General features: G+C 65.8%; 28 protein-coding genes and 1 pseudogene. 15 read left to right on the top strand and 14 right to left on the bottom strand.

Annotated features, from left to right (window positions below; genetic code table 11):
- Positions 1–9: 9 nt before the first annotated feature.
- Entirely contained in the window at positions 10–153 is a 144-nt protein-coding gene (locus NV1_RS43730; RefSeq protein WP_157117228.1) for a hypothetical protein, read from the bottom strand.
- 73 nt (positions 154–226) lie between these two features.
- On the opposite strand from NV1_RS43730, the pseudogene NV1_RS42330 reads away from it, so the two are divergent.
- Positions 227–367: pseudogene (locus tag NV1_RS42330) on the top strand (mycothiol transferase); the annotation flags it as partial.
- 7 nt (positions 368–374) lie between these two features.
- Here the strand turns inward: NV1_RS42330 and NV1_RS22175 are convergent.
- Both NV1_RS22175 and NV1_RS22180 read right to left on the bottom strand, forming a co-directional pair.
- On the bottom strand, positions 375–1,193 hold the full coding sequence (locus tag NV1_RS22175) for an endo alpha-1,4 polygalactosaminidase (RefSeq protein WP_067894361.1): 819 nt from the start codon (positions 1,191–1,193) through the stop codon (positions 375–377).
- A gap of 93 nt (positions 1,194–1,286) precedes the next feature.
- Positions 1,287–1,709, bottom strand: a complete 423-nt coding sequence (locus NV1_RS22180) for a PaaI family thioesterase (protein ID WP_067894365.1) — start codon at positions 1,707–1,709, stop codon at positions 1,287–1,289.
- A 65-nt stretch (positions 1,710–1,774) separates the two neighbouring features.
- Between NV1_RS22180 and NV1_RS22185 the strand changes: the two genes are divergently transcribed.
- Entirely contained in the window at positions 1,775–2,422 is a 648-nt protein-coding gene (locus NV1_RS22185; protein ID WP_084525621.1) for a TetR/AcrR family transcriptional regulator, read from the top strand.
- Between the two features lie 99 nt (positions 2,423–2,521).
- Here the strand turns inward: NV1_RS22185 and NV1_RS22190 are convergent, their stop codons facing one another.
- The 6 genes from NV1_RS22190 to NV1_RS22220 form a co-directional block, all read right to left on the bottom strand.
- The gene (locus NV1_RS22190) at positions 2,522–3,052 is read right to left on the bottom strand and encodes a class IV adenylate cyclase (protein WP_067894370.1); all 531 of its coding nucleotides are present in this window, start codon (positions 3,050–3,052) and stop codon (positions 2,522–2,524) included.
- A gap of 42 nt (positions 3,053–3,094) precedes the next feature.
- The gene (locus NV1_RS22195) at positions 3,095–3,523 is read right to left on the bottom strand and encodes a hypothetical protein (RefSeq protein ID WP_067894373.1); all 429 of its coding nucleotides are present in this window, start codon (positions 3,521–3,523) and stop codon (positions 3,095–3,097) included.
- Entirely contained in the window at positions 3,520–3,996 is a 477-nt protein-coding gene (locus NV1_RS22200) for a DUF7674 family protein (RefSeq protein ID WP_067894375.1), read from the bottom strand. The genes NV1_RS22195 and NV1_RS22200 overlap by 4 nt, the downstream gene beginning before the upstream one ends.
- Positions 3,997–4,276: 280 nt before the next feature.
- Positions 4,277–4,609, bottom strand: coding sequence for a DUF397 domain-containing protein (locus tag NV1_RS45850; protein WP_067894380.1), 333 nt, complete (start codon positions 4,607–4,609; stop codon positions 4,277–4,279).
- A gap of 114 nt (positions 4,610–4,723) precedes the next feature.
- Positions 4,724–4,930, bottom strand: a complete 207-nt coding sequence (locus NV1_RS22215) for a DUF397 domain-containing protein (protein WP_067894383.1) — start codon at positions 4,928–4,930, stop codon at positions 4,724–4,726.
- The gene (locus NV1_RS22220; RefSeq protein ID WP_067894742.1) at positions 4,927–5,823 is read right to left on the bottom strand and encodes a helix-turn-helix domain-containing protein; all 897 of its coding nucleotides are present in this window, start codon (positions 5,821–5,823) and stop codon (positions 4,927–4,929) included. Before NV1_RS22220 ends, NV1_RS22215 begins: the two co-directional genes overlap by 4 nt.
- A gap of 523 nt (positions 5,824–6,346) precedes the next feature.
- Between NV1_RS22220 and NV1_RS22225 the strand changes: the two genes are divergently transcribed.
- The gene (locus NV1_RS22225) at positions 6,347–6,526 is read left to right on the top strand and encodes a hypothetical protein (protein WP_084525652.1); all 180 of its coding nucleotides are present in this window, start codon (positions 6,347–6,349) and stop codon (positions 6,524–6,526) included.
- A gap of 293 nt (positions 6,527–6,819) precedes the next feature.
- Here NV1_RS22225 and NV1_RS22230 read toward each other — a convergent pair whose 3' ends face one another.
- The 3 genes from NV1_RS22230 to NV1_RS43735 form a co-directional block, all read right to left on the bottom strand.
- Positions 6,820–7,680, bottom strand: coding sequence for an alpha/beta fold hydrolase (locus tag NV1_RS22230; RefSeq protein WP_067894388.1), 861 nt, complete (start codon positions 7,678–7,680; stop codon positions 6,820–6,822).
- A 98-nt stretch (positions 7,681–7,778) separates the two neighbouring features.
- Positions 7,779–9,137: an MFS transporter gene (locus NV1_RS22235; RefSeq protein ID WP_067894391.1), complete on the bottom strand. Its 1,359-nt coding sequence runs from the start codon at positions 9,135–9,137 to the stop codon at positions 7,779–7,781.
- 378 nt (positions 9,138–9,515) lie between these two features.
- Positions 9,516–10,550, bottom strand: a complete 1,035-nt coding sequence (locus NV1_RS43735) for a hypothetical protein (protein WP_157117230.1) — start codon at positions 10,548–10,550, stop codon at positions 9,516–9,518.
- 213 nt (positions 10,551–10,763) lie between these two features.
- Here NV1_RS43735 and NV1_RS43740 point away from each other — a divergent pair, with 213 nt between their 5' ends.
- From NV1_RS43740 to NV1_RS22260, 5 genes are all read left to right on the top strand, one after another.
- On the top strand, positions 10,764–11,138 hold the full coding sequence (locus NV1_RS43740) for a hypothetical protein (protein WP_157117232.1): 375 nt from the start codon (positions 10,764–10,766) through the stop codon (positions 11,136–11,138).
- A 910-nt stretch (positions 11,139–12,048) separates the two neighbouring features.
- Positions 12,049–12,633 carry a TetR family transcriptional regulator gene (locus NV1_RS22245; protein ID WP_067894396.1) on the top strand — a complete coding sequence of 195 codons (585 nt, stop codon included), beginning with the start codon at positions 12,049–12,051 and terminating at the stop codon, positions 12,631–12,633.
- The gene (locus NV1_RS22250) at positions 12,630–13,811 is read left to right on the top strand and encodes an NADH:flavin oxidoreductase (protein ID WP_067894399.1); all 1,182 of its coding nucleotides are present in this window, start codon (positions 12,630–12,632) and stop codon (positions 13,809–13,811) included. The genes NV1_RS22245 and NV1_RS22250 overlap by 4 nt, the downstream gene beginning before the upstream one ends.
- A 45-nt stretch (positions 13,812–13,856) precedes the next feature.
- Complete coding sequence (locus NV1_RS22255; protein ID WP_067894402.1) at positions 13,857–14,618, top strand: glucose 1-dehydrogenase; 762 nt, start codon at positions 13,857–13,859, stop codon at positions 14,616–14,618.
- Between the two features lie 473 nt (positions 14,619–15,091).
- Complete coding sequence (locus NV1_RS22260; protein WP_067894405.1) at positions 15,092–15,745, top strand: hypothetical protein; 654 nt, start codon at positions 15,092–15,094, stop codon at positions 15,743–15,745.
- A 77-nt stretch (positions 15,746–15,822) separates the two neighbouring features.
- Here the strand turns inward: NV1_RS22260 and NV1_RS22265 are convergent, their stop codons facing one another.
- Both NV1_RS22265 and xylB read right to left on the bottom strand, forming a co-directional pair.
- On the bottom strand, positions 15,823–17,085 hold the full coding sequence (locus NV1_RS22265) for an ROK family transcriptional regulator (protein ID WP_084525622.1): 1,263 nt from the start codon (positions 17,083–17,085) through the stop codon (positions 15,823–15,825).
- The gene (gene xylB / locus NV1_RS22270) at positions 17,082–18,563 is read right to left on the bottom strand and encodes a xylulokinase (protein WP_067894748.1); all 1,482 of its coding nucleotides are present in this window, start codon (positions 18,561–18,563) and stop codon (positions 17,082–17,084) included. Before xylB ends, NV1_RS22265 begins: the two co-directional genes overlap by 4 nt.
- Positions 18,564–18,683: 120 nt before the next feature.
- On the opposite strand from xylB, the gene xylA reads away from it, so the two are divergent.
- The 7 genes from xylA (at position 18,684) to NV1_RS22305 (ending at position 25,667) form a co-directional block, all read left to right on the top strand.
- Positions 18,684–19,850, top strand: coding sequence for a xylose isomerase (xylA, locus tag NV1_RS22275; protein ID WP_067894407.1), 1,167 nt, complete (start codon positions 18,684–18,686; stop codon positions 19,848–19,850).
- 451 nt (positions 19,851–20,301) lie between these two features.
- Entirely contained in the window at positions 20,302–21,762 is a 1,461-nt protein-coding gene (locus NV1_RS22280) for a sensor histidine kinase (RefSeq protein ID WP_245713855.1), read from the top strand.
- Positions 21,759–22,169, top strand: a complete 411-nt coding sequence (locus NV1_RS22285; RefSeq protein ID WP_067894410.1) for a roadblock/LC7 domain-containing protein — start codon at positions 21,759–21,761, stop codon at positions 22,167–22,169. Before NV1_RS22280 ends, NV1_RS22285 begins: the two co-directional genes overlap by 4 nt.
- Before the next feature lie 10 nt (positions 22,170–22,179).
- Positions 22,180–22,551 (top strand): DUF742 domain-containing protein, encoded by a 372-nt coding sequence (locus tag NV1_RS22290; protein WP_067894755.1) that lies wholly within the window; start codon positions 22,180–22,182, stop codon positions 22,549–22,551.
- Positions 22,532–23,149, top strand: a complete 618-nt coding sequence (locus NV1_RS22295) for a GTP-binding protein (RefSeq protein WP_084525623.1) — start codon at positions 22,532–22,534, stop codon at positions 23,147–23,149. The genes NV1_RS22290 and NV1_RS22295 overlap by 20 nt, the downstream gene beginning before the upstream one ends.
- Complete coding sequence (locus NV1_RS22300) at positions 23,146–24,432, top strand: cytochrome P450 family protein (protein WP_067894416.1); 1,287 nt, start codon at positions 23,146–23,148, stop codon at positions 24,430–24,432. Before NV1_RS22295 ends, NV1_RS22300 begins: the two co-directional genes overlap by 4 nt.
- On the top strand, positions 24,429–25,667 hold the full coding sequence (locus NV1_RS22305) for a cytochrome P450 family protein (RefSeq protein WP_067894419.1): 1,239 nt from the start codon (positions 24,429–24,431) through the stop codon (positions 25,665–25,667). Before NV1_RS22300 ends, NV1_RS22305 begins: the two co-directional genes overlap by 4 nt.
- The last annotated feature ends 31 nt before the right edge of the window (positions 25,668–25,698 follow it).

The following is a 25,698-nucleotide window of genomic DNA, read 5'->3' on the forward strand; positions in this document are numbered from 1 at the left end:
GCACCACATTTAGAGCGTCAGCGCCTGCTCGCCGAACCGGCGGGCCTCGCGTAGCCGAGCGATCACGTCACCAACGCCGGCGTTGAGCAACTGCTCTCGAGCGGCTGTCGAGAGACGTTGTGCCATCGGGTAGGCCTGCCCTCTGGCGCGCATTGCTCGGTGGCTACTGGCTGGTCGTCGCGACAGGGGTATCGAGGCTGGCCAGCAGGATGCTGCCCCCGGCCAACTCGGCGCGCAGATTCCGCGACCGGTCCGTCCCGCCCCCACCGTCCGCTGGGCACTCACGCACATGATCGAGGAGACCGGCCGCCACGCGGGCCACGCGGACATCCTCCGCGAACTGATCGACGGCACGACCGGCCGCTGACTTCAGCTCAGCACGTCTTGCGGACGTATTCGTTGTCGCTTGGCGCGGACACCTGCTTGTCGCGCTCGACGATACTCAGACGATCCCCGAAACCCGAACATGCCTGGGCCAGACCGTCATCGGTGTATTCGACCACCTCCACGCGGTCGCTGAAGGCATCGGTGTAGACGCCGCACTCGTCGTTCTCCGCACACTCCTCGGCCACTGCGAAGTCCAGCCCGTTCCGCCGACGGTTGCCGGACAGTTCGGAGGTGTTCTTCTGTGCGATCGCCAGCCCTTTGTCGTGGGCGTGCGCCGACAGCAACCGGATGTATTGCTGCGCCTCGTCCGCCGTGAGCAGGTTCCGCGATCGGGTGTAACTGTCGAAGTTGTCCGGCTCGACGCCCTGGAATCCCTTGTCGGCGCACGAATCTATCCAGCCGTTCACCACCTCGGCGATTCGCTGTCGCTTGTCCGGGGTGGTCAGGTCGAGCAACGCCTCGTGCCAGCCGGGATCGACGACCACAGTGCCGTTCCCGGCGTGCAGCAACAGATCCTCGCCCCAGTCGCCCTCGTCGCCCGGCTGCGCCTGGAAGGCATTCACATAACAGATGTTGTAGAGCCCGGCGACGGGTTCGGCGGTGTAGTCACGCGAAACAACGGTGGCCCCGGACGGCGGTCGGTATGCCGCGCCGATCTGATAATCGAAGCCGGCGTGCGGCGTCGGGACCCGCACATCCGGGGGCGTGAACCGCTGCCCGGTACATCCCGCCGCGACAATCGACATCGCGACCACGACGATATTGGCAAGCACACGAAAACGGTTGATACCCATGATGAATGCCATCGAATCAGTAGCAATCGACGACCCCGCCTCCAACCTACGGACTAGTCGCATCAGGGGGTCACCGGGTGCAGGCAGCGCCGGATCCGACAGGGATCACTCTCCATTCGCTGCGGCGGCCGGTTGCGGAACGCGTGTCTGCACAGTTTGGATCACGTGGACGCACAGCGCGCCGGACTCGTCCGCGATCTGCACACCGACCACCACCGCGGTTCGGCTCACGCGTATCGGCGTGGCGACCGCATGCGCCGCTCCGTGGACCGGACGCAGGAAGTGCGTCGTCGAATCGGTCGTCGCGGGCAGCGCCCCCGGGGCGGAATTGAGAGCGGCACAGACTGCGGCGGCCGCGTCGGCCAATCCCATCAGGGCGCCACCGTGCAGGCCACCCCCTGTTGTCGACAGTTCGACCTTGTGGGTCAGGTGGGCGTTGACCGCGGAGGGGGTGAGTTCGGAGAACTCCACTCCGAGAGTGCGGACGAACGGAGCGAGTCGGTAAACGTCCTCGGCGGTGATGGTCATGGCCGGCCTCTCCTGGTTGTAGAGACTTCACTCTACAACGAGTTCTGGAGAGTACTCTCTACAGCGTGGTGAGATTCGTACACGACACCGCGGCGATCCTCGACGCTGCCGCACGACTGCTGGCCACACAGGGCCCCGCCGGGGTCACGATGTCCGCGGTGATCCGTGAATCCGGTGCACCGAGCGGATCGGTCTACCATCGCTTCGCCGACCGGCCATCGCTGCTGGCCGCCCTGTGGAACAGAGCCATCGAGCACCTGCACCGGGATGCCTACGTCCTGCTCGACCAGGACGATCCGGTCGAGGCAGCCGCCGCGATCGCGGGCCACATCGTGCGGTGGTGCCGCAGCAGCCCGCTCGACGCGCAGGTCCTGCTCGCCGGTGCCCACCACCTCGCTCCGCAGAACTGGCCCGCCGCCGCGCGCGAGGAGCGCGCGGCGGAAACGGGTCGATGGGACGCCGCCGTCCGCGCACTCGTCCACTCGTTGCGCGACACAACCGGATTGCCGACGGCGACGATCCTTCTCACCGTCGTCGACCTGCCCTACGCCGCGGTGCGGCGATACCTCACCGCCGACCGCCCGATACCGACGGAACTCGACACTCAGGTCCCCGCCATGGTGCGCACACTGCTGAACCGCCTGCCCGCCACAGAGGACACGGCCGCCGTCCGGCAGGACTCCCAAGGGCCGCCGCCAATGGCCGCGACATGATGAATTGTCGACCGCCCCTGCACGTCCTGAGTCAGTCGATCTCTGTGCCGGACCCGGTATTCACGTGCTGTCGGCGACGTCCCTCTACAAGAGAACTACTCAGAAACGAAGCTCGCGAACGGTGTTGAGGTCGATGCCGTGGCGGGCGTAGATCTTGATGGTGTTCTCGCCGGTGAGGTCGGATTCGGTGTAGCCGAGTTGGGCGGCGACTCGGAGCACGTCCTCCTTCGTGGCGGCTTCGATCTCGAGGTAGGGCGGGATGTGCGGCCAGGTGTCGATTTCGAGTTGTGCGCCGTCGAGGGTGAAGCTGATCCGCCGGGTTTCCTGGTAGGACTTCGCCTTGAAGCCCATCAGCTCGAGAAGTTCGTTGGTGGTGGCGAAGTCAGCGACGCTCACCTCCACCTCGTGGGTGCCGTCGATGGCGTCGCCGGTGATGTGTTTGACGGCGAGGGTGGTGCCGTTTCCGTTGTCGCGCAGTCTGATCCACTTGGATTCGTCACCGGGGGTGATGTCGTAGACGTAGCGGCGCATGAATCGTTGGCCGAGCTTGCGACCGCCCTCGTCGATGATGTGGCGCTCGGTGGTCTCGGGGTCGATGTCGAGGATCTTGGCCTCGTGCTCGATCGGCATGTGGCTGATGTTATCGACCGCGCAAGTGAACCGATCGGCAGATTACGGACGCCAGCCCCTACGGTTCATGCGTTCGAAGTAGGCGTCGTCGGCTGCCTGGATTTCCTTCTCGGTCATCGGTCGCTGTAACGGCTCACGATCGGTGCGATTATTCTGTAATCGGTTGGCCTGCTGTTGGATTCGTGGGTCTGCGTTGCGCACGAGTCGTTCGACTTCGGTTCGTGCTTCGTGACGGGCTCTGCGATGGCAGTCCAGCAGCGTGTTGGTCAGCTGCGTGTTGCTCCAGCGCATCGCGCCGGGTGCGATCTGCAGGTTCGTTATGTTGCCGCTGGCGTCGACTTCGACTGTCACGCCGCGTGTTTCGCCGCGACCTCGTACAGCTGACGCCGCCTTGCTCAATTGCCGACCGTTGCTACGGATCTCGGCGATATTGCGTTCGAGGTGTTCCTCCCAATCGTCCAGGTAGCTCATGACCGCCTCAGTTTCCGGGTGATCTGCCTGACAACTTCTGGAATTGGCCGCTTCTCGCTCACATCCGCATGAGCCTGGCCGGTATGGATGCGGTAGTAGCGTGTCAGTTTCGGACCGAGTAATCGGACGACCTGCGGCTGGACGTAGACATTTTCCACGAACGACGTGGCGATCAGATCCGAGACGGCATTCTGTCCATCGCCCCAGGCGTGCTCCAGCCGTGCGAGCAGAGGGTCCAGTCGTGCGGCGGGATCAACGCTCTCCTGTGCGGTGCGGCTGGTCCATCGAGCGATATCGGCCATGAGCAGACTGGGCAGCATCTCGTCGTAGTCATGGATGTGCTCGGCGATCAGTGGGCGAATATCGGGTTCCAGTGTGCCGAGTCCTTCGATGAACGCCGCCAGTTCCGGGGTGAGGCTGCGTGTCCAGGTGTGCAGCATCTCCAGGATTTCGTTATCGCTGTCTTCGCTCATGGTTCACCCAGTCCTTTATCGTCCGGCCAGTGCGTCCATCAGGTTCCGCAGTTCCCGGATGGCGACCGCCCGGTCTGCGGGATTGGTGTTGTTCCTGTCGTTCAACCATTTTGACCAGTCCACGCTGATAATCCACAGCTATGGTCAAGTGCCATTTGCCCTCGGTCGGTTCGAGGGTTTGTAGTTCGTTTCGCACCGCATCCGCAGTGGTTCCGTCGCCGGTTCGGTTGGCGCCCGGTTCCGGCATCTCGGAACCGGGCCGTTGCGGTCTATTCGCTGCTCAGGACTGGTCGAACCCGCCGCCCTGGATGCTTGTGGTGAAGGAGTCCCACTCGCTCGGGGTGAAGACCAGTGCGGGGCCTGTCGGGTTCTTGGAGTCGCGTACGCCGACAAGACCGCCGTTCAAGAAGGCTGCCTCCACGCAGTCTTTGCCTCCGCCACTTCGGCTGGACTTGAACCACTCGGCGTCGATGAAAGCGATCTCGACGCAGTCTTTTCCAGCGCTGCTGTAAGTGCTCTTGAACCAGTTGGCATTCAGGAATGCAACCTCGACACAGTCCTTGCCGCCTCCGCTGTAGCTACTCTTGAACCATGGTGCTTCGCTGAGGTTCATCGTGCCCCCCTTGCTGGAACCTGTTGGTGTACTTGAAGATACGACCCTGGTGTAGATATGGCAACGGCCCGGTTCGGAGACCTCCGAACCGGGCCGTTGCGGTCTATTCGCTGCTCAAGACTGGTCGAACTCGCCGCCCTGGATGCCTGCGGTGAAGGCGTCCCACTCGCTGGGGGTGAAGATCAGGGCTGGGCCGGTCGGGTTCTTGGAGTCGCGCATACCAACCAGGCCGCTGTCGAGGAAGGCAGCCTCGACGCAGTCCTGACCGCCACCACTGCGGGTGGACTTGAACCAATGGGCCCCCGACAGATCGACGTTCACGTTCGAAACTCCTTCGCCACCTGCCTCAACAGGCGTTTGCTGGATGCAACGTCAAATGATGCTTGCTGTATGACGTTGTAGGCCTGACTATACCGTGTGACGTCCTTGGCGCGCTCGAGGTAAATAGCGCCCGCGTACGACTCGATGTAGATCACCGTCGGAGACACCTCACGCCCTTTGGAGTCCTGGCCGAAGTCCAGAATCGTAAATGGCCCTGTTGAGAGGCCTACGGGGAACCCGGCATTGAACGGCAAGACTCGTACGGTCACATTCATCGGCATATTCGCGAGATGAAGAAGCTCTTCGCACATGACATCCGGCCCACCGACGGCAGTGCGCAAGGCACCCTCCTGGATGATCAGCTCGACCGTTGCCGGGATTGTCTTTCGAGTGATGAGCGCTTGCCGTTTGATCTTGAGTTCGATACGGCGTTCCAGTTCCTCATCTGTTATAGATGGGAAGTAGACTCGATCGACGCCGCGCGCGTAGGCAGGAGTTTGGAACAGTCCACTCGGCATGTCAGGCCGAAATACCCTGAGCCGTTTCGCGCTCGATTCCATTCCTACGTAAAGATCGAAGTTACCGCTCATGATGTCGTCGTATACCTGCCACCAACTTTTTCCTGCGCCCTCCTTCGCGAGGCCGATGAGTCCGGCTACCACCTCCTCGTCCTCGATGTCATAGATCCTGCACAGCGCTTCGACATCGATAACTCGCACGTTGGGGGACTTGCCCGCTTCGATACGTGACAGTTTGGACGCGGACCATTGCATCAGTGGTGCAACCTCTTCGAGTTTCAGTCCGGCTCCCAACCGGTTCTCTTTGAGGTATTGGCCCAGTTGCCGTCTCGGCAATGTGGTCGAGTTGTCGTCGCTGCTGTCGTTCGTCGTCACGGTCCCTCCGTTTGCATGGTGAGCGATGGCGGTTTGCATGATGCGAATGATCGGATGGAACGCTGCGAACCGCTCTGGGGTTTCGGAAAACCTGCGATGCATTTGCATGGTGCGCTTGAGATCTCGGTTTGTCCAATGGTCTCCTGGAGACACCCCGGCGACAGGGAAATTGGATCGGGAAGCCACTCAACCGAATTGGCCCTCGGGTGCGGCTCGGTCCACAGCGTACCCGAGTATGCGACGTCTGGTTCACAGGTTGGTGAGCGAAGTGTTTCGTCGTCGTGGGAAACCGAATTGACATCATGAAATGTGAAGGGGCGGAGCCATGTCGAAATCGCGGCCGGACCGTGCATTGCCTCGGCGATCACCCGGTGCCCACCGGGCATTGCCGGTGAACTGTTCGAATGCGCGTGTTCTGATGGAGGTGGACGAGCCGACGCCGGATCTGATCTGTCGCGTCCGGGATGCGTTGTGCGCGTGGGCATCCACCGAGACGGCGGCGGGGTGATGGGGCGTGGCCGAGATGCTTCCGCCGACGGATCATGCGCCGCTGGCGGTGATGTCGACCGAGCTCGCGCATTGGATCATGCAGTGGCACATCGATTGTCCGGTGACCGTCTGTGCGGTCAAGCGGCAGGCGAAGGCGCGGCTCGTGCAGGCTCAGCGGCTCGTGCCCGCGGATCAACCGCACTTCGGCATATGAAGGCGGGGAAGGCGGGGGCGGCTCGATGAGCTGTGTGGACGATCTGTGGTGCGACTGGTGTGGGCGGTCCAACCGGGTGATCTACCGGTACGACGATCGCGTGTTCTGCAGCTTCGTTTGTGTCCGGCGATATCAGGCGTCGGGCGAACGCCCCTCGATCGAACGGTCCTCGGGCGAACGCTGATCCGGCGAACGTAATGCGGTGAAAGGTGATTCGGCGAACGGCTACTCGGGACGAGCATGCGACGGGAGGGCCGGTGATCCGGCCCTCCCACGTGAATCGGCCGATCGATTCACTCGCCGTCGGGACGCGTGAGGAATGCGAGAACGGCGCTCTCCCACGCCGCTTTCTGCTCGATCATCACCCAGTGCCCGCAGTTCGGGACGATGTGGATTTCGCCGCGGGGGAGGGTGCGCAGGGGGAGTAGGGCCATGTCGACGGGGCTCACTCGGTCGTCTCGGCCCCACGTGATGAGGGTGGGGGCGGTGATCTTGTGCAGCATGGCCCAGTACGGCGGCTGGTCGGAGGCGGCGGCTGCGGCGGCGGTCATCGCCTTGCGGCTGTACATGCGTCGCGCGGACTCGAGGGTTTTCGGCTCGGTGGCCAGGGCCCAGCGTTCCTCGATCATCTCCTCGGTGACGATGCTGCGGTCGTAGACCATCGAGTGCAGCCAGCTGATCAGGGATTCGCGGGTGGGGTTGTCGGTGAAGTCCATCAGCAGGTTGATGCCCTCACCGGGGCCGGGGCTCAGGATGTTGCGGCCGATGCCGCCGATGGTGACGATGCGGCGGAACAGATTCGGTTGTGCGATAGCGAGATTGGCGGCCACGATGCCGCCCATCGAGTTGCCGATCACGTCAACCTGTTCCAGGCCCAGCCCGGCCAGGAAGCGCACCACCGATGCGGGAGCGGCCATCATCGGGTGCTGATCGGTCGGATCGCTCACCCCGAATCCGGGGAATTCCAGTACCAGACAACGGAAATGCTCGGCGAAGACCGCGAGATTGCCTCGGTAGTTGCGCCATCCGGTGACGCCGGGCCCGGAACCGTGCAGCATCAGCAGCGGCGGGCCGTCACCGGCCTCGTGATACCGCAGAACTCCTGCGTCGGTGTGCAACTCCCGCAACGTGTTCTCGTATGTCAAGTCGGCCATCGCGGAGGGTCCGCCCTTTCTCACCGGTCGAGTGCGATCTCTGCGGACGTTAGGGCATGGACGAGGTGCGGGGTAGTCGCGGTACCGCTTACCGAGACTCATCCGACCGCGATATTTCCATCGATCCGCGCGGAGTCGTCCGACAGATCTGCATGGCGTGTCTCGGGACCGAGCAGCGCGCCGCCGGTGATCAGCGCGCCGCCGAGCACCAGCAGCACGGCCGGGGTGAAATCACGAGGCATCAAGTGCCCCAACCAGTTCTGGTAATAGGCGTAGAACGAGGTGACCAAAAGCGGTGTGCTGTAACCGAGTCCGAAACCGGTGCCGCGGGCCGCGACCGGGAAACGCTCACACAGGTAGGACGGCGTTACCGCGAAGACACTTCCACCGGTCATCCGGATCACCAACGCGATCAGCACGAGTGCGAAGAATCCGCTCGACCGGCCCAGTGCCAGAAGCGCGAAGCTACCCGCACAGATCACACCGACAGCCACCCCGTTCCAGGCGATGAAACGGCGCCTGCCGATACGCTCGCTGAGCTGTCCCAGAAACGGGAAGAACAGCGCGTGGATCCCCTGCGCGATCACCAGCACGCCGGTGACCTGCGTCGCGGTGAGGTGACTGTCCTCGTGCAGCGCGGTGGGCAGAATTCCGGAGGCCATACTCGATGCGAACCACACCCCGGTCATCAGCACGAATATCTGCACGAAGTCGCGACGCTGCGATCCCAACACGATTTCACGAATCGGATTCTTCGTTTTCCGGGTCGACTTCCAGGCCGCCGACTCGTCCACGGACCGCGCGTAGTAGACGAGAAAGACGATCGACAGCACCGCCCCGAACGCGAACGGAATCCGCCAGCCCCACACCGTGTATGCCGCATGCGGACCACCCTCGTGGGCGAATTGCAGTACCACCAGGGTGGCCACCGCGATGACGCAGTTGGCGAGGGCGGAGCCGCCGCCGATGAAGCCGCCGTACCAACCGCGCCGCCCGTTCGGCGATGCCTCCATCGCCAACGGCGTCGATCCGGTGTACCCACCACCCATGAACACCCCGTCCACGAATCGCAGCGCGATCAGCAGTGCCGTACTGGCGATGCCGACATCGGCGTAGCCAGGCAGGACGGCGATGAGAGCGGTCGAGACCGTGCATCCGGCAACCGCCCAGAGTGTCACCCGGCGTCGCCCGACCGTATCGGCGAAGTAGCCGAAGATCATCGAGCCCACCGGCCGGCCGATCAGGGTCGCGACGAAAACCAGCGCCGAGGTGACCGCCTTGGTATTCGGCGGCATATCGGCCGGAATGAAGTAGATCATCGCCGGTACGAGCGTCACCGTCGGTAGGTACACGTCGTACATATCGACGAAGAACCCGAACGCCGCGCCGAATACCGCGTTGCGCGTTCGCCGGGAGTCGAGCGCGTCGGGCCTCGGATCGCGCTGGATAGTCGACATCTTCGTCTCCTCGACCTACCTACGGGCACAACGGATCCCGCAGCCACCTGTCCGGCGTTCGCGTACGTCGCGGTGCGACGGCCCGCGCTGTCCGGGCTCGGCGATCACACCCTGCACTCGTAGATTGTCTAACAATCTGCTTGTCGAAGCTAACACTCCGGAGTTGGCATCGCAAGACTTGTGCGTCGGATCTGTATGTGCCTCGAGCGGGAAGCGTGAAGCCGATCAAAGCTCTTGCGTCTTGTAAAACAATTACTCCTACGAAGGTGTCCTTCATCTTGGTGTGGTGTCGGGCGAGTCCACCGCTTCCGCGGCCCCCGCGGAACACACCGCCCGTTGCGCGACCCCGACACCGTGACCGAGCCTGCGGTGTCGTGATCAGGACTCGTCGATGACTTCGATGCGGTGGTCGTGGACGATGTGTCCGTTCTCGTCTTCGATACGGATGGCTTCGATCCTGGATTTGACGGCGGGGTCTACGCCATTCATGAAGTGCTCCTTCAGTTCTGGCGGTTTGCCGTCGACCCAGTACTCGCGGTTCATGTAGGAGATGGCGAGTTGCTTGCGGCCTTGTGCTTCGAGTTCTTTCGCGGATGATCGTTGGGTGTCAGGTTCGTGGGTCTTGACCTCGTGCCACACCCGGCCTTCATCGGTGACGATGTCGACCTCGCTGGCCATCCTGGCGCCGGTGGGTGTGGTGACATCGACGAGCGGGCCGAGATCCTCGATGTTGTCGAGTCTTTCGGCCATGCGGATCTCACCGTCGTATCCGCGGATGTTGGCCTCGGGGCCCTGCAGGTCTGCGGTTTCGACGGCGCGAGAATCCAAAGCCTCCGAAAGCCTCGTCACCGCCGAGCGTTGCGTTCGCAGGCCGGCTACCCAACGGTCGGCACCCTTGTTCATGAGCTCGGGTGAACGTTCCAGCAGCGTGGAAAGGCGCTGCTGCGCACTGTCCACGTCGTCATGCATCCGGTGGAGTCGATCACCCAGCGTTGCTTGCTCGTTGTGATGGATCTGTGCGAGGCGGTCGACGAGTTCGATGTCGCTGCGCTGGCCGGCGGTGCGAATCTTCTCGAACCACTGGTTGGTGTTGTTCGCTGCGACGCTGTCGATCATCCGCTGCGCCTTCGCCGTTTGGGTGAACGCTTCGGTCTCCCTCTGGGCGAGTCTGTCGGCAATGTGAGGGGGGAACCCGTCCCGTGTGAATCCGGCGCGTCGCTCGAGCAGTGTCTCGCGGTAGGTATTGGTCATCGGTGGCTGCCGATACTGGTGGTAGCGGTCGTACAGCAGACTCCTGGCATCGGCGATCGCGCGCTCGTCAGCGCCGCTGTTCTCGATCCGGGCCAAGGCTTGCTTCAACCCTTTGGGCAGCTGTTCGGCCCGCTCGCCCCGAGTAGCCAGGCGTTCGAGCATGTCATCGACATGCTGCGGTCCGGCCCCTCGTGGCGAGGCGCCGACCTCGCGTAACACCTGGGGGAGCTCGATCTTGTCCGCCCATTCGGTGGTACGAGCTGCCGCGTCACGACGGACCAGGTATCGAGCCCGCTCTCCGTGCAGATATTCATCCACCTGGCTGCGGGCCGCGGCGTCGGCTGCGTCCGCGGTCTCGCCGCGTTCGCGAAGCTCATGGGATTTGTTGTTGAGGAATTCCTGCCGCAGGGTGCGCTCCCGCTCTCGGAGCTGTTCCTGGTATCTGTCCAGCACCGCCCGTTCGGTACGTGCGGTTGTGTCGGTATCCGCACCGGCGGCGCGGATACGGGTCAGCAGGCCGTCCATGCCTTCTGGAAGGTCGTCACGATCACCACCGCCGTGACTGCCGTGCACCGGCCGATCCACCTCACGCCCATGGCCTTCGACCAGCAGGCGGCCCTGCTCCTCAGCACCGCCGATTGCTCCGCGTGCCGCACGGACCTCATCGGCCATGTCGCCCAACGTGTCGTGCAGGTGTGGACCGGTCCGGCGGCTGAGCAGTTCGACCATGTCGTCCGCCATCCGCTGTAACTGTTGTAGTAGCTCCTCCCCGGGCACACCCGTCATCGCCGGCCGCCGCCGTGCACGTAGGACCTTCGCGTGGATCTCATCTGCCGATCACCGGCCTGCTCGCCGACGAGCGGCGGGGTGGCTGTCGGCCTGATATCGCAGTAGCCCGGCGTCGGAGACTCGCGCGGATTCGGCGAGGCTGCGCACCGAGGTATGACAGCTTCACCGGATTCACGTCCGGTGCGCATCCACGGCAACAACCGCGCCGTGCCGGTCTGCCACGCGATGGCCTCACGCGCCCGCCGTTGCGGGTTACCACCGCACATCGGTTCGCCGTATCGAGAGCGGGCACATCCAGCATCGGCACCTCCTCGGCGCGCGGAGGATTCGTAGGACATGTGCCACAGCAGCCGTTCCCGCAGCGGCGCATCGACCGACCTCCCACCGCTACCGCAGATAGTTTCCGAAGTCGCCCCGGCTCGAACGGCACATCGCGGCAGGACGACTCCGACACTGCCGCATATAGTAAGCGACCATATGCGGCAAACGCTGCGCGCCGGATTTCTCGAGGATGGTTCTTGACTCCCGGCCCGCGACCGAACTTCACCTACCGGCACAGCCCGTCCGTGGCTCCGCCCAGTGCGGCCCCGCAGTCCGGGCTGCCTTCGTCCCGTGGCGCCGGTGTTCGCGACTTCCAAGTGAACCAGCTTGTGCCCCAGAAGGTTTCGACAACACTGAACCATCGCCTGTCGAGTCGGCGCACGTCAGGCGGCTGGTCGTCGATGGGGGCAGCGGGTGCCGCACACCGCTGATTCCGTTCGGGCTCGCATCAGTGCGCCGAGATCCCTCGAAAGGGTGAGTTCCGCCGAGGCTGCCGCACCTGTTCAATCAGTGATTGAATCATCGTTTGAAATATGTTTGACTCGGTGGCATGACTGAGCAGGTCGACAACGCGGCGGGCACCCGCGAGCGGCTGCTCGCGGCGGCGGAGCAGTTGCTGCTGACCGGGCGGTACGACGAGGTTTCCGTGCGCGGAATCTGTGCGGCGGCGGGCGCGAATTCCGCTGCGGTGCACTATCACTTCGGCTCCAAGGAGGCGCTCGTCGCGGCGCTGATCGAGGATCGTCTCGGTGCGCTGTGGGATACCCGGCTCACCGAATTGACCGCGCGGAATGCCGGGGTGCCGGAGGTTGTCGACGCGGTGATCGAACCGTTCGTGGAGCTGGCGGCCGATCCGGTGGGGCGGTTGCACCTGCGATTGATGGCGCAATTCGTGCTCGGCCGCCGCCCGATGGGATTCAGCCGGCCGTGGTTCCGCCTCGATACCTGGGACGGGCTGCTGCCTGGCCTGAGCGAACGCGAGAGCCGCCGCCGCTGGATGCTCGCCTTCGACCTGATCATCATGCGATTCGGCAACGTCGAATCACAGGGCTCCGAACTGTCCACGGGTGCGGTGGCGACACTGCGCGATTTCGTCGTGGCCGGATTGACCGCTCCCACAGGAGAGAATCGATGAACGACATCTTCGCACCCGCTCAGCTCGGCCCGATCACCCTGCGCAACAGGGTGATCAAGGCCGCGACCTTCGAGGGCCGCACACCCGACGCCCTGGTGACCGACGAGCTGATCGGCTTCCATCGCGAAATCGCCGCCGGCGGTGTGGGTATGACGACCGTCGCCTACTGCGCCGTCGCTCCGGGCGGCCGCACCGATCGGCATCAGATCTGGATGCGCCCGGACGCTTTGCCCGGACTGCGCAGGCTCACCGACGCGGTGCACGCCGAGGGGGCCGCTGTCAGCGCTCAGCTCGGTCACGCCGGACCCGTCGCGAACGCGGCGTCCAACCGGTTGCCCGCCCTCGCGCCCAGCCGGATGTTCAGTCCGCTCGGAATGCGGATGATGAAGGTTCCCGACGAGTCGGAGATCGCCGAACTCGTTGCGGCACACGCCGATGCGGCCCGCTACGCCGAACAGGCCGGATTCGACGCGGTGGAGATTCATTTCGGGCACAACTATCTGGCCAGTTCGTTCCTGAGTCCGCTGCTGAACCGGCGCACCGATCGGTACGGCGGCTCCGAGGAGAATCGCGCCCGAATGGCCCGCGAGATCGCCCGCGCGGTCCGCGACGCGGTGGGCGGGCGGTTGGCGGTGACGGCCAAGTTGAATATGGAGGACGGCGTGCGCGGCGGTCTGGGGCTGGCCGCGTCTTTGCAGGTCGCCGGGTGGCTGGAACAGGACGGTTGCCTGGATGCGCTGGAGTTGACCGCGGGCAGTTCACTGCTCAACCCGATGCTGCTGTTCCACGGTGACGCGCCGCGCGCCGCGTTCGCGAAGACGCTGCCGGTGCCCACGCGATGGGGTTTTCGCGTGGTGGGTAAGAAGTTCCTGCGCGAATACCCGTATCGCGACGCCTATCTGCTGGATCTGGCCCGGCAATTCCGCCGCGAGCTGGCACTGCCGCTGATCCTGTTGGGCGGCATCACGAATCTGGAGACGATGCGGCTCGCGCGTGCGGAGGGTTTCGACTTCGTCGCCATGGGTCGCGCCCTGCTGCGCGAGCCGGATCTGTTGCGCCGCATCCAATCCGACCCCGCGACCCGATCGGCGTGCATTCACTGCAACGAATGTATGCCGACCATCTACACCACCACGCGGTGCGTGCTGCGCTTGGAGCAGCCCGCCACCGCGGACTGATCCGACGGGGATGAACCCGGCCGACCGAACGAGGAGTTTGCAACTGTGGCAGGACGATTGACCGGACGTATCGCGCTGATCACCGGCGCGGCCGGAGGTATGGGCGCATCGCATGCGCGCGCCTTCGTCGCCGAGGGCGCGGCGGTGGTGCTGGGTGACATCGCCGACGAGGCCGGTGAGCGGCTGGCGGCCGAACTCGGCGAGCGGGCGGTTTACGTGCATCTCGACGTGACCCGCGCGGATGATTGGGCGGCGGCGGTCGACACCGCGGTAGAGCGGTTCGGCGGCCTCAACGTGCTGGTCAACAATGCCGGTCTGCTGGACGGCGGACCATTGGGCGTCTACACCGAAAAGCAGTGGGAGCGGGTGCTTTCGGTGAATCTCACCGGTCCGTTCCTCGGCCTGAGCGCGGCCCGGGACGCGCTGGTGGAATCGAGCCCGTCCGCGGTGATCAATATATCCTCGGCCGCGGGCATGCAGGGTGTTGCGGGGATGCACGCGTACACCGCATCGAAGTTCGGCGTGCGCGGACTCACCAAATCCGCCGCGCTGGAACTGGCCCCGCACGGTGTGCGGGTCAACTCCGTCCATCCTGGCGGCATCATGACCCCGATGATCGGCGCACCGGTCGCCGAACCGGGGGCGGCTCCGGCGGTGGACAGAAACGCGAATCCGCTTGCGCGTCTTGGCCTTCCCGAAGAGGTGACCAGCCTGGTGGTCTTCCTGGCCTCGGCGGAGTCCAGCTACTGCAACGGTGCGGAATTCATCGCCGACGGCGGAATGACGGCGGGGTCGACCTTCGGCTGAGCTGATCGGCCCTCGTGCGGTCCACCGTCGAGAACGACGGCCGTTACCGCCGGGCGGTCTCCTCCGCTACCAGCCTGCACCCGGGTGGCAATGCTCATTGCCTGCCCGGCGGCAGCGCCGAGCGGGGCAGGATGACCGCGCTACGTTCGGGTCACCGGTGCCGACCGGGCAGCAGCACCGCGATCAGGGGTATCGAGCCCGGCAACGCCCGGGCCAGGAGGATGCGCCCGCCCGGCGGTGCGGCCGCGCCGGATCCGAAGTGTAGCGGCATCGCTCGGATCGAGTGAACTGCTTGTACCGCAAGCTGTTTCAGAATTTCCCGGGGGCAGGCGCATGGACGTCGTGTCTCGGGGCATCGCGGTCGTCGAGTGATGACGATGTGACTCGGCGCCGCCGCCGTCGCGACCACCCCCGATATGCTCGCGGGAGCCGCATCGGGCCCGGCGTGTCGGGCCAGGGAAAGGAACGCCGTCTTGTTCGAACGCACGATACAGAAGTCCGTCGAAGTGCTCTTGCGCGGCGGAACCGGAGTGCAGGTGCCGCTGGCGGCGAGATACGTCGATCGGTTGCGGCAGCGGCATCCGGATCGTTCGGCCGAAGACATCGAGAAGAAACTGGAGTCGAATTACCTGATCGTTGTCACCGCCAGCGGCACCGTCGCGGGCCTGTCGGCCGTCGTGCCCGGGGTGGGCACGCTGATCGGGTTGGTCGCCAGCGGTATCGAATTCGTCTTCTTCCTGGAAGCGTCCGCGCTGTACGCCGCCTCGGCGGGCGCTCTGCACGGTATGGAATCGTTGTCGCCGAAGGAGCAGCGCGCCCGGGTCGTCGGTGTGGTACTCGGTGAGAGCGGTATGGAACTGCTGGGCAGGAACGCCGGTCAGTCGGCCAAGGATTGGGCGAACGTGGTGGCCGACAAACTCCCGATCGTGCGCAATATCGACAACGCCACGGCGAAAAGGTTCATCGTCCAATTCATCATCAGACGCGGAGTGCTCCTGTTCGGCAAGACATTACCGATCGGAATCGGCGCGGTGGTCGGCGCCGCGGGCAACCTCACCTTCGGTAGGACCGTAATCGCGAATGCGCACAATGTATTTCGTCCAACGCTCATGACGTTGTCGAACTGATGCTGCCGAATCGGTATGCGAGTTCACCGTTTTCGCAATCGCCGCGGGCGGTACCGACAGTACGGGCGGATTCGCCCCTAACTCAGGCGGGCCGGATTTCGCAGGATCTCCTGAATCGTATGCAGGGCCGCGCCGAGGACCGGCCCGCGTCGCCCCAACGGTGACGCGGTGACCTTCCGAGAGTCGAAAGGTCTTACGGTGAGGCGGGTTCGCAGTTGCCGGCGGATGCGGGGCAGTAGCCAGGTACCGAGTTCGGCGTAGGCTCCGCCGACAACCACCGCGGCGGGGTCGAACAGGCCGATCGCACCGGCAAGGGCGATACCCAGGGCATCACCGGCGCGTTCGATCGCGTCCAGGGCGCCCGCATGTCCGGCGCGAGCGTGTTCGGTGAGAACGGTGACCGGATCGGTGGCGGTTGGTTCGGGCAGTCCGGCCGCATGCAGTACCGCATCCTGATTCGCGTACAGCTCGAGACATCCGCGACTGCCGCAGGTGCACTCCGGTCCGTCGGGATGGACCGGCATATGGCCGAGTTCTCCGGCGAAACCGCGTGATCCGGTGTAGAGCCGTCCGTCGATCACGAGTGCCGCGCCGATTCCCGCTTCGGCGGAGACGTGCAGGAAATTGTCGGGGGCGTGTGCGGTCCAGAGTTCGGCGAGGGCGCCGAGATTGGCCTCGTTCGCCAGTTCCGGTGTTCCCGGACCCGGCCACAGCTCGGCTATCGGTACATCGTGCCAGCCGAGATTGGGTGCGTGCGTGAGGATTGCGGGCCCCGGCCCGGGCAAACCGGGTACCGACAGAATCGGGGACTGCGGGCGCAGACCCGAGGATTCCGCCTCGGAGCGGGCCTCATCGGCCAGATTCGCCAGTGCGGCAAGGACTTCGGCCGGATCGTGATGTGCGTTCGCCCGTTCGACCCGTCGCCATACTCGCACCTCGCCACGCAGATCGGCCACACATGCGCCGAGGTGGCCCACGCCGATCTCGAGTCCGAATCCGGCGGGGCCGGTGTCGTTGAGCGCCAGCGTGCGTCCCGGACGTCCGGCGCGTCCCGAGGACGCCATCGGGCCCTCGCGCACGAGCTCGGCGGCGATGAGCTCGTCGACCAGGCTCGAGACCGCCGCACGAGTGAGGCCGGTGCGCCCGGCCACATCGGCGCGGGACAGTTCGGCGTGCGCGGCCACGGTTCGCAGGACGACGGCCAGATTCTGCCTGCGCATACCCAGTTGGGATGCGGCCCGGCCGTGGGAGTGCGGGGGCGTGGTCTCCGGATGCCCGATACCGGCGTGGCCGTGTCGGATGTTGCGGGCGTTGGTGGCATCACGCGGGGCGTCGGTCATGCGCCGGTGCTCCCCGACGCGGACGAATCCGATGTGCTGTCGCCGAAAAGCGCCGCGGCGGAGCGGAGCGTCTCGGCGATCCGGTCGGCCGCGCCGGTGTCGCGCGGAACCGGTTCCAGCAGCGGGCCTTCGGCGGTGCCCCAGCGTCGCGCGACCGCATAGGGGTCCTCGCCGGTCAGCAGTGCCGCGGCCTGGGCTGCCGCACCGAGTGCGACCAGTTCCCCGGCGGGCGGGATGCGGACCGCGCGGCCCGACAGGCGCAGAACCGTTTGCTGCCAAGCGGTTCCACGCGCTCCGCCGCCGATGAGGAGCAGTGCAGCGTCCCGGTCCGGCGGCGACGCGGCGGCTCGGTCCGGGGCTGTCGCGGTACCGGGAGCCAGGACCGATTCCAGGGCCGCGAGCAGGGAATAGACCGCGCCGTCATAGGCGGCCTGCAGGACTTGACCGGGGGTGGTGTCATGGCGCAGGCCGTGGATCAACCCGCTCGCGGAAGGCAGGCGCGGGGTGCGCTCGCCATCGAGATACGGCAGGACGACCGCGCTGCCGCCCGGCTCCACCTGCTCCCGGCCCAGACTCAGTAGCGTCGCGACGCGGTCGATCGCCTGAGTGCAGTTGAGTGTGCACGCCAGGGGGAGCCAATCACCCCCGGCATCGGCGAATCCGGCGACGACGCCGGTGGGGTCACACGGGCGGACGCGGGTGCGGGCGTACACGGTGCCGGAGGTGCCGAGACTCAGGACCGGCGTGCCCGGCTCGAGCCCCAGCCCCAATGCCGCGGCCATATTGTCGCCGGTGCCCACCGCTACCGGAATCCCTTGCGGCACCGGCCCGTTCGGGCGCGACAGCCCCACCGCGCGGTCCGGCGGCGCGAGAGCGGGAAGGGTCGCGGAATCCAGCCCGATCGCCGCGAGCACCTCGTCGTCGTATCCCGAGGGCGACCACCAGGCCGTACCGGAGACATCACCCCGATCGGTCGCACCGATGCCGGTCAGTCGCTCGGTGAGATAGTCGTGCGGAAGTCGCACGGCAGCAACGCGTTCGGCGTTGCGGGGTTCGTTCTCGCGTAGCCATGCCCACTTCGCGGCGGTGAACGAGGCATTGGGCACCGAGCCCGCGCGCTCGGCCCACCACTGCGCGCCGAAGCGCTCGACCAGCGCTTCGGCCTGGGGCGCGGAGCGCACGTCGTTCCACAGCAGGGCGGGACGGACCGGCTCGCCGACGGCATCCAGCGTCACCAGACCGTGCTGCTGCCCGCCGACCGAAATCGCCTCGGCTCGTGCGGAATGCCCGGTCGCCTCGACCGCCGCGCCCAGTGCCGACCACCACTGCCGGGGATCGCTCTCGCGAGCCTGGCCCGAACTGACCGTATGCGGTGCGCGCCCCTCGCCGAGCACTTTCCCCGAGTCCACGTCGACCGCCAGCGCCTTGGTCGCCTGCGTCGAGCTGTCGACGCCGATGACGACGCGTTGAACAGCCATGATCACGCTCCTGCCGTGGGTCGCGCGGACGGTCTTCCCATCCCGGTCACCACACACTATATTTGTTTTTCGACTTTACAAATAGGGATTCACCATCCCGCGCAGAGTTCGGAGCCGCGCATGAGCAGGTTCACTCCCACCCCCGCCGACCGGTTCACCTTCGGTCTGTGGACCGTCGGCTGGCAGGGCCGCGATCCGTTCGGCGATGCGACGCGCCCGGCCCTGGATCCGGTCGAATCGATCGAGCGCCTGGCCGAACTGGGTGCGTACGGCATCACCTTCCACGACAACGATGTGATCCCGTTCGACGCCTCGGAAACCCAACGGGCGCAAACCATCACGCGATTCCGGGCGGCGCTGGACAAGTTCGGCCTCGCCGTGCCGATGGCCACCACCAATCTGTTCACCCATCCGGTGTTCAAGGACGGCGCGTTCACCGCCAACGATCGCGACGTGCGGCGTTACGCCCTGCGCAAGACGCTCCGCAATATCGATCTGGCGGTCGAGCTGGGCGCGTCCACCTATGTCGCCTGGGGTGGTCGCGACGGGGCCGAATCCGGTGGGGCCAAGGATGTGCGCCTCGCGCTGGATCGGCTGAAGGAGGCCTTCGACCTGCTCGCCACGCACGTCCGCGAGCAGGGTTATCGGATCCGCTTCGCCATCGAGCCCAAGCCGAACGAGCCGCGCGGGGATATCCTGCTGCCGACGATCGGTCATGCCCTGGCGTTCATCGACGAGCTGGAATTCCCGGAACTGTTCGGCCTGAATCCCGAGGTGGGACATGAGCAGATGGCCGGATTGAATTTCCCGCACGGCATCGCCCAGGCGCTCTGGCACGGCAAACTCTTCCATATCGACCTGAACGGTCAGACCGGTCCGAAATACGATCAGGACCTGCGTTTCGGCGCGGGTGATGTGCGCCAGGCATTCTGGCTGGTGGACCTGCTCGAGCGCAGTGACTATCAGGGCCCGCGCCATTTCGATTTCAAGCCCGCGCGAACCGAGGATTTCGACGGCGTCTGGGCCGCGGCGGCCGGATGCATGCGGAACTATCTCATCCTGGCCGACCGTGCGAAGGCATTCCGGGCCGATCCGGAAGTGCAAGAGGCCCTGCGGGATTCGCGGGTGGACGAGTTGGCGGTGCCGACCGCGGCCGACGGCCTGGCGGGCCTGCTGGCCGACCGCGCCAGCTTCGAGGAATTCGATCCCGATGCCGCTGGGCGGCGCGGGATGGCCTTCGAGCGGCTCGATCAGCTGGCGCTGGAGCATCTGCTGGGCGCTCGCTGACCGGCCGCCGCGCCGGCGAGAGGCAGTGGTGATGCGTCGGTAACTTGTGGGCGTGGGTGGCTCCCCGGAAGGCTGCCCGCGCCCGCCGGCAGGGGCGGATCGCCTGCGGGTGAGCTTCGGTGTGCCACACCGTGATCGGCGCGTGATCGTGGCGTGATCGGTGTATATCGGGTGTCGAACAACAGCCGAAGATGTTCGGATGTCCTAGGTTTTCGATCTGAAGGCTCGGGGTACTTATGGTTCGAACTTCAAGATGAATCTTTCATCCGGCAGGCAATGCTGGACCGTAACTCGACTGGGTCACATCCCGTCGGGTGGCGACGTCGTGTCCGCCGGGCTATGCTGCTGCGCGTAATGAATCAGGGTCTCTAACAGGGGATTCGGGTGTATGCGGAGTGTACATCCGGGCTGTTTCGTTTAATGGTCGGTTACGAAGCGGAAAGTGTAGAAGTTGGCCGTATCGGTAAATTCGCAGAACGGTCAGGCTGCCGCTTCCGGCAATCGAGATCTGCGCGCGGCCGGAGGTGCGTTCGGCGCGTGCGCGGTCGTCGCGGCGGTCGCGGTGATGGGCGCGGTATTCGTCACCCCTCTCGATGAGCGGCTGTCAATGGCGATCGGTTGCAGTGCGGCTGCCGTCCTGGTGTGCGCGATCGCCGCCACGGGCGTCTACTACGCGACGCAGGCGCGCCGGTACCGGGCGTTGGCCGAGGAGGCCGAGCGAACCCTGCAAGCCGTGCATCGGGAGGCCTCGGCGCGGGTGAGCGCTGTGCGCGAAGAACTTTCGGCGCAGCTGGTCGCGGTGGGCGAGGATGCCGCCCTGCGGATCGAGGCCGCCGAGCGGGCCGTGCTCGACCGGGCCGCGCAGGCTCGGCACAGCGATCGCCGCCGTGCCTCGGCATTGGCTGCCTTCGCGGGTGCGGCCGGGCGGATGCAGGCCATGACCACCAGCATGCTGGCCGAACTGCGTGAGATGGAGCACCGCCACGGCGAACCGAAGGTGCTCGCCGACCTGCTGCAACTCGATCACCGCACCGCCCAGGCCGGTCGCCTCGCCGACAGCATCGCGGTGCTCAGCGGTGCGCGCACCGGGCGACGCTGGGCCAAACCCATTGCGATGGAGTCGATTCTGCGCGGTTCGATGGGCCGAATCGCCGGATATCAGCGAGTCCGGTTGCGCGTAATCGCCGATATCGGCGTCGCCGGACATGCGGCCGAGGGGGTGATGCACACGCTGGCAGAGCTGCTCGACAATGCCTGCAACTTCTCCCCGCCGACCACCGAGGTGCACGTCTACGCCGCCGAGGTGCCCGCGGGCGTTGTGGTCACCATCGAGGACAGCGGCCTGGTGATGAGCGAGTCGGCGCTGCGTCGCGCCGAGGAAGCGGTATCGGGCACCGGAGCGGGCGAGCGCTCGGACCTGTCCTCGCTCACCGGAACTCGGCTCGGTCTCGCGGTGGTCGGCCATCTGGCCCGCAAGCACGGCCTGCGGGTGTCCTACCGCCCCTCGGCGATCGGCGGCACCGCGGTGGTCGTGGTGGTGCCGCGCGATCTGATCGTCCGGGTGGATCGTGGTGCGCCCGCGGCGGTCTCGATCGCCTCCTCGCGCACCGAATTCCAGCAGCTGCCCGCCGCGCGGTTCGATACCGCCGTGCAGGCGCCGGCCGCGGCCGCCGAGTCGAGCGGGCCCGAAACCGGCACGGCCGCAACCGCATCGCCGCTACCCAAACGACGCAAGGGCAGCACCCTGGCCGCCGTGCATCCCGAGGGGCTGGGCGAGTCCGCGGAACCGCCGAGTACGCGGGTCTCCCCGCCGCCGAACCCCTCCGCGCTGGGGGCATTCCAGCGCGCGATCAGCGGGCGCGACACCGCGGACACCACCAACCCGTCCCCGACCGTGGAGAACGAATTATGACGACATCCGCGCCGTCCCAGCTGGGTTGGCTGCTCGAACAGCTGCTGTCCCGCACCCCGGAGACACGTCATGCGCTGCTGCTGTCCAGCGACGGGCTCAAGATGTGCCATACGCCGGAACTGAGCGTCGACAAGGCCGATCAGCTGGCCGCGATCGCGGCGGGTATCCAGAGTCTCTCGCACGGTGCGTCGGTCGAATTCGGGGATTCCAAAGGTGGTGTGCGCCAATCGATGACCGAGTTCCACGGCGGGATCCTGTTCATCGTCCAGTCGGGGCTGGGCACGCACCTCGCGGTGGTCGCGAACGAGGAGGCCGACGCGGGCCTGGTGGGGCACAACATGGCCGAACTGGTCGAGCAACTCGGCCACCATCTGGTCGCACCGCCACGAAACGGTGGTGCGGCGTGAGGTATTCGCGATGAGCAGGTCTGTCCGGGACGAGGGGCCCGACCGGCTCTACACGCTCACCGGCGGCCGCAGCAAACCCGATTCCGATGCGTTCGACCTGGTCACCCTCGTGGTCAGCGAATGCACCCCTACCCCGGGCATGCAATCCGAACATGTCGCGATCCTGGATATGTGCAGGGCCCCGACCGCGGTGGTCGAGATCGCCGCCGAACTGCGTCTGCCGGTCGGCATCGTCACGATCCTGCTGTCGGATCTGCTGCATGCCGGCCGAATCACCGTGCGGCATCCGTATTCCGGCTCCACCGACCGCGGTGCGGGGCGGACCGGAGTTGCCGATGCCTCCACCCTCGAGAAGGTGCTAGTTGGACTCCGCAAACTTTGATCGGCCCGCCCGCGCGGACGCACCGTTGCAGGACACCGTGCAGCAAGGGCTGAAGATCGTCATCGTGGGCGGTTTCGGGGTCGGCAAGACCACCTTGGTCCGGTCGGTCAGCGAGATCCGGCCGCTGGACACCGAGGCGACGATGACCGATGTCGGCACGGGCGTGGACGATCCGTCCGCCGTGCCCGGAAAGTCCACCACCACTGTGGCATTCGACTTCGGCCGGATCACCATCGATGCGGAACACGTGCTGTACCTGTTCGGCGCGCCCGGTCAGGAGCGGTTCTGGTTCCTGTGGGACAGGCTGTTCACCGGTGCGCTCGGTGCGATCGTGCTGGTGGACCCAGGCCGGATCGCCGACTGCTGGTACGCCATCGACCGGCTGGAATATCAGCGCACGCCGTTCGTGGTGGCGTGCAACGACTTCGGTACCCGGTTGACCGATCCCGAGGAGGTGCGCGCCGCACTGGATCTGGATCCGCATGTGCCGCTGGCGCAATGCGATGCCCGATCGCGAGATTCGGGCAAGCAGGTCCTGATCACCCTCGTCGAGCATCTCTACGCGGGTGCCGTCCCGACACCGGAGTCCGCGCCATGACAACGCCGCCCGAAGCCGGATACGACCACATCGGCGGCTGCCCGGTGCACCCGGACTCCGCGGTGGTGCCGCTGAGCGGACCGCGGTTCCATACCGATCCGCATCGGCTCTACGAGGAGATGCGCAGTGCGCACGGTCCGGTGGTGGCCGTCGAACTGGCGGGCGGGATTCCGGCGTGGCTGGTCATCGGCTATCGGGAATTGCATCAGGTGACCAGCGATCCGGATCTGTTCCCGCGCAACGTCGCCCTGTGGAATCAGTGGCCCAACATTCCGCCGGACTGGCCGTTGTTGCCGATGGTCGGGCAGCCCATCCCCTCGATCTACTTCACCGCGGGCGCCGAGCACCGGCGGCACGTTGCAATGGTGGAACCCGCGCTGGAATCCATCGATCCGTTCGAATTGCGCAGCACCTGTGAGGATCTCGCCGATCGGATGATCGACGTCTTCTGCGGCCGGGGTGAGGCAGAGCTGGTCTCCGAATTCGCCGAGCCGCTGCCGGTGCTCGCACTGGCGCGGTTGATGGGGTTCTCCGACGCGGAGGCTCCCGAACTGGCGTGGGCGATGAAGACCCTCGCCGACGGCGGCGCTCAGGCGCAGGCGGCCTATCAGCGGTTCACCGAACTCGCGCACGGCCGGGTTCATCGGGAACGAGAACACCCGGGCCACAACATGATCACCGCGATGCTCGAATTCCCGGAGCCGTTCACCGCCGAGGAGTACGGCTACGACGTGCAGGCGGTGCTGGCGGCAGGACATCTGACCACGGCGGACTGGTTGATCAACTCGCTGGGGCTGATGCTGACCGACGAGCGTTTCGCCGTCGCGTTCGGCGGCGGGCGGCGCAGCGTGGATCAGGCGATGAACGAGGCGCTCTGGGAGGACGCGCCCAATCAGATCCTCGCGGGCCGCTGGGCCTCGCGCGATACGCGGTTGGCGGACAAGGCGATTCGCGCGGGGGACATGCTGCTGCTCGGCCTGGGCGCGGCGAACGGCGACCCGCACGTGCGCGCGCATCTGGGTGCGGGCGCGGATCTGGTGCACGCCGGTAACAGCGCGCATTTCGCGTTCAGTCACGGTGAATACCGCTGCCCGTTCCCGGCGCAGCAGATCGCCGAGATCATCGCCCGGACCGGTATCGAGGTACTGCTGGATCGGCTGCCCGATATCGACCTCTCGGTGCCGCCGGACCGGCTGGTGCGTCGGCCGTCACCGTTTCTTCGCGGGATGTCCTCGCTCCCAGTCAATTTCACACCGGTTCGTGCAGTCGGAGGTATGTCGTGAGCAACCAATGTCCCCTCGGCGGTATCGTCATCGACCCGATGATCGGTGATCTCGCCGGGGAAACCGCGCGATTGCGCGACGAGGGCCCGCTGACCCGCATCGAGCTGTTGGGCGTACCGGCGTGGACGGTGACCGACCATCAGATCGCCCGGCAGCTGCTGGTCGACACGCGACTGGTCAAGGACATCGGCTCGTGGTCGCTGTGGACCTCCGGCGCGGTCACCCGGGAGTGGCCGCTGATCGGCATGATCGACGCGGGCCGATCGATGTTCACCGTCGACGGGCCCGAACATCGGCGGCTGCGGATCAAGACCACCCAGGCGCTCACACCGCGTCGGCTCGAGGCGCTGCGGCCCATGATCGAACGATTCACCACCGAACTGCTGGACGATCTCGCCGCGGCCGGGAGTGACGGCGAGGTCGTGGATCTGAAGGCGGTCTTCGCCTACCCGCTGCCGATGCGGGTGATCAGCGAGCTGATGGGCGTGGATCGTGCCGACCATCCGATGCTGCTGGAGCGCTGGAAGGCGTTCTTCTCGTTGCTGACCCCGCAGCAGGAGCGACTGCGGATCATCGAGGAAATGATCGCGTACTTCACGATCATGGTGCGCGAGCGCACCGCGCACCCGACCGACGATCTGACCAGCGCGTTCATCCAGGCCGATGAGGGCGGTGAGCCGCTGACCGAGGAGGAGGTCGAAGGCAATCTGCGTGCTCTGATCGCCGCCGGGCACGAGACCACGGTCAGCCTGATCATCTCGGCCGTGCGCGCGCTGCTCACCCATCCGGAGCAGTTGAAGCTGGTGCGCGGCGGCGAGGTCGAGTGGAAGCAGGTGATCGAGGAGACCCTGCGCTGGGACGGTCCGGTGATCCACCTGCTCATGCGGTTCGCGACCGAGGACGTCACCGTCGGCGACACCGTGATCGAGAAGGGTGAGGGCGTGGTCATGTCGTACCGGGCGATCGGCCGCGACCTCGCTGTGCACGGCCAGGACGCCGACGATTTCGACATCACCCGGCCCACCGCGCATCGCAACATCTCCTTCGGATACGGCCCGCACATCTGTCCGGGTGCGGCCCTGGCCCGGCTCGAGGCCGCGATCGCCCTGCCCGCCCTGTTCGAGCGCTTCCCGGACCTGCACCTGGCCGCTCCGATCGAGGAACTGCACAATCTGCCGGTGCTCACGCAGAACGATGTGGCCGCGCTTCCGGTGCGTTTGGGCCCTGTCCGGTAAGTGCCCCTCTAGGCAATTTCTATAACGTGTT

Origin of the sequence: Nocardia vaccinii NBRC 15922, from assembly GCF_001613305.1 — a bacterium.
In the GTDB taxonomy this organism is placed as follows: domain Bacteria; phylum Actinomycetota; class Actinomycetes; order Mycobacteriales; family Mycobacteriaceae; genus Nocardia; species Nocardia vaccinii.

Coding starts and splice junctions, on each gene's coding strand:
- NV1_RS22245 (WP_067894396.1), top strand. CDS start 12,049: ATGACTGAGCAGGTCGACAACGCGGCGGGCACCCGCGAGCGGCTGCTC.
- NV1_RS43740 (WP_157117232.1), top strand. CDS start 10,764: ATGGGATTTGTTGTTGAGGAATTCCTGCCGCAGGGTGCGCTCCCGCTC.
- NV1_RS22285 (WP_067894410.1), top strand. CDS start 21,759: ATGACGACATCCGCGCCGTCCCAGCTGGGTTGGCTGCTCGAACAGCTG.
- NV1_RS43730 (WP_157117228.1), bottom strand. CDS start 153: ATGCGCGCCAGAGGGCAGGCCTACCCGATGGCACAACGTCTCTCGACA.
- xylB (WP_067894748.1), bottom strand. CDS start 18,563: ATGGCTGTTCAACGCGTCGTCATCGGCGTCGACAGCTCGACGCAGGCG.
- NV1_RS22230 (WP_067894388.1), bottom strand. CDS start 7,680: ATGGCCGACTTGACATACGAGAACACGTTGCGGGAGTTGCACACCGAC.
- NV1_RS22190 (WP_067894370.1), bottom strand. CDS start 3,052: ATGCCGATCGAGCACGAGGCCAAGATCCTCGACATCGACCCCGAGACC.
- NV1_RS43735 (WP_157117230.1), bottom strand. CDS start 10,550: ATGCTCGAACGCCTGGCTACTCGGGGCGAGCGGGCCGAACAGCTGCCC.
- NV1_RS45850 (WP_067894380.1), bottom strand. CDS start 4,609: ATGAACCTCAGCGAAGCACCATGGTTCAAGAGTAGCTACAGCGGAGGC.
- NV1_RS22265 (WP_084525622.1), bottom strand. CDS start 17,085: ATGACCGACGCCCCGCGTGATGCCACCAACGCCCGCAACATCCGACAC.
- NV1_RS22180 (WP_067894365.1), bottom strand. CDS start 1,709: ATGACCATCACCGCCGAGGACGTTTACCGACTCGCTCCGTTCGTCCGC.
- NV1_RS22225 (WP_084525652.1), top strand. CDS start 6,347: ATGCTTCCGCCGACGGATCATGCGCCGCTGGCGGTGATGTCGACCGAG.
- NV1_RS22300 (WP_067894416.1), top strand. CDS start 23,146: ATGACAACGCCGCCCGAAGCCGGATACGACCACATCGGCGGCTGCCCG.
- NV1_RS22175 (WP_067894361.1), bottom strand. CDS start 1,193: ATGGCATTCATCATGGGTATCAACCGTTTTCGTGTGCTTGCCAATATC.
- NV1_RS22250 (WP_067894399.1), top strand. CDS start 12,630: ATGAACGACATCTTCGCACCCGCTCAGCTCGGCCCGATCACCCTGCGC.
- NV1_RS22200 (WP_067894375.1), bottom strand. CDS start 3,996: ATGAGCGAAGACAGCGATAACGAAATCCTGGAGATGCTGCACACCTGG.
- NV1_RS22195 (WP_067894373.1), bottom strand. CDS start 3,523: ATGAGCTACCTGGACGATTGGGAGGAACACCTCGAACGCAATATCGCC.
- xylA (WP_067894407.1), top strand. CDS start 18,684: ATGAGCAGGTTCACTCCCACCCCCGCCGACCGGTTCACCTTCGGTCTG.
- NV1_RS22290 (WP_067894755.1), top strand. CDS start 22,180: ATGAGCAGGTCTGTCCGGGACGAGGGGCCCGACCGGCTCTACACGCTC.
- NV1_RS22235 (WP_067894391.1), bottom strand. CDS start 9,137: ATGTCGACTATCCAGCGCGATCCGAGGCCCGACGCGCTCGACTCCCGG.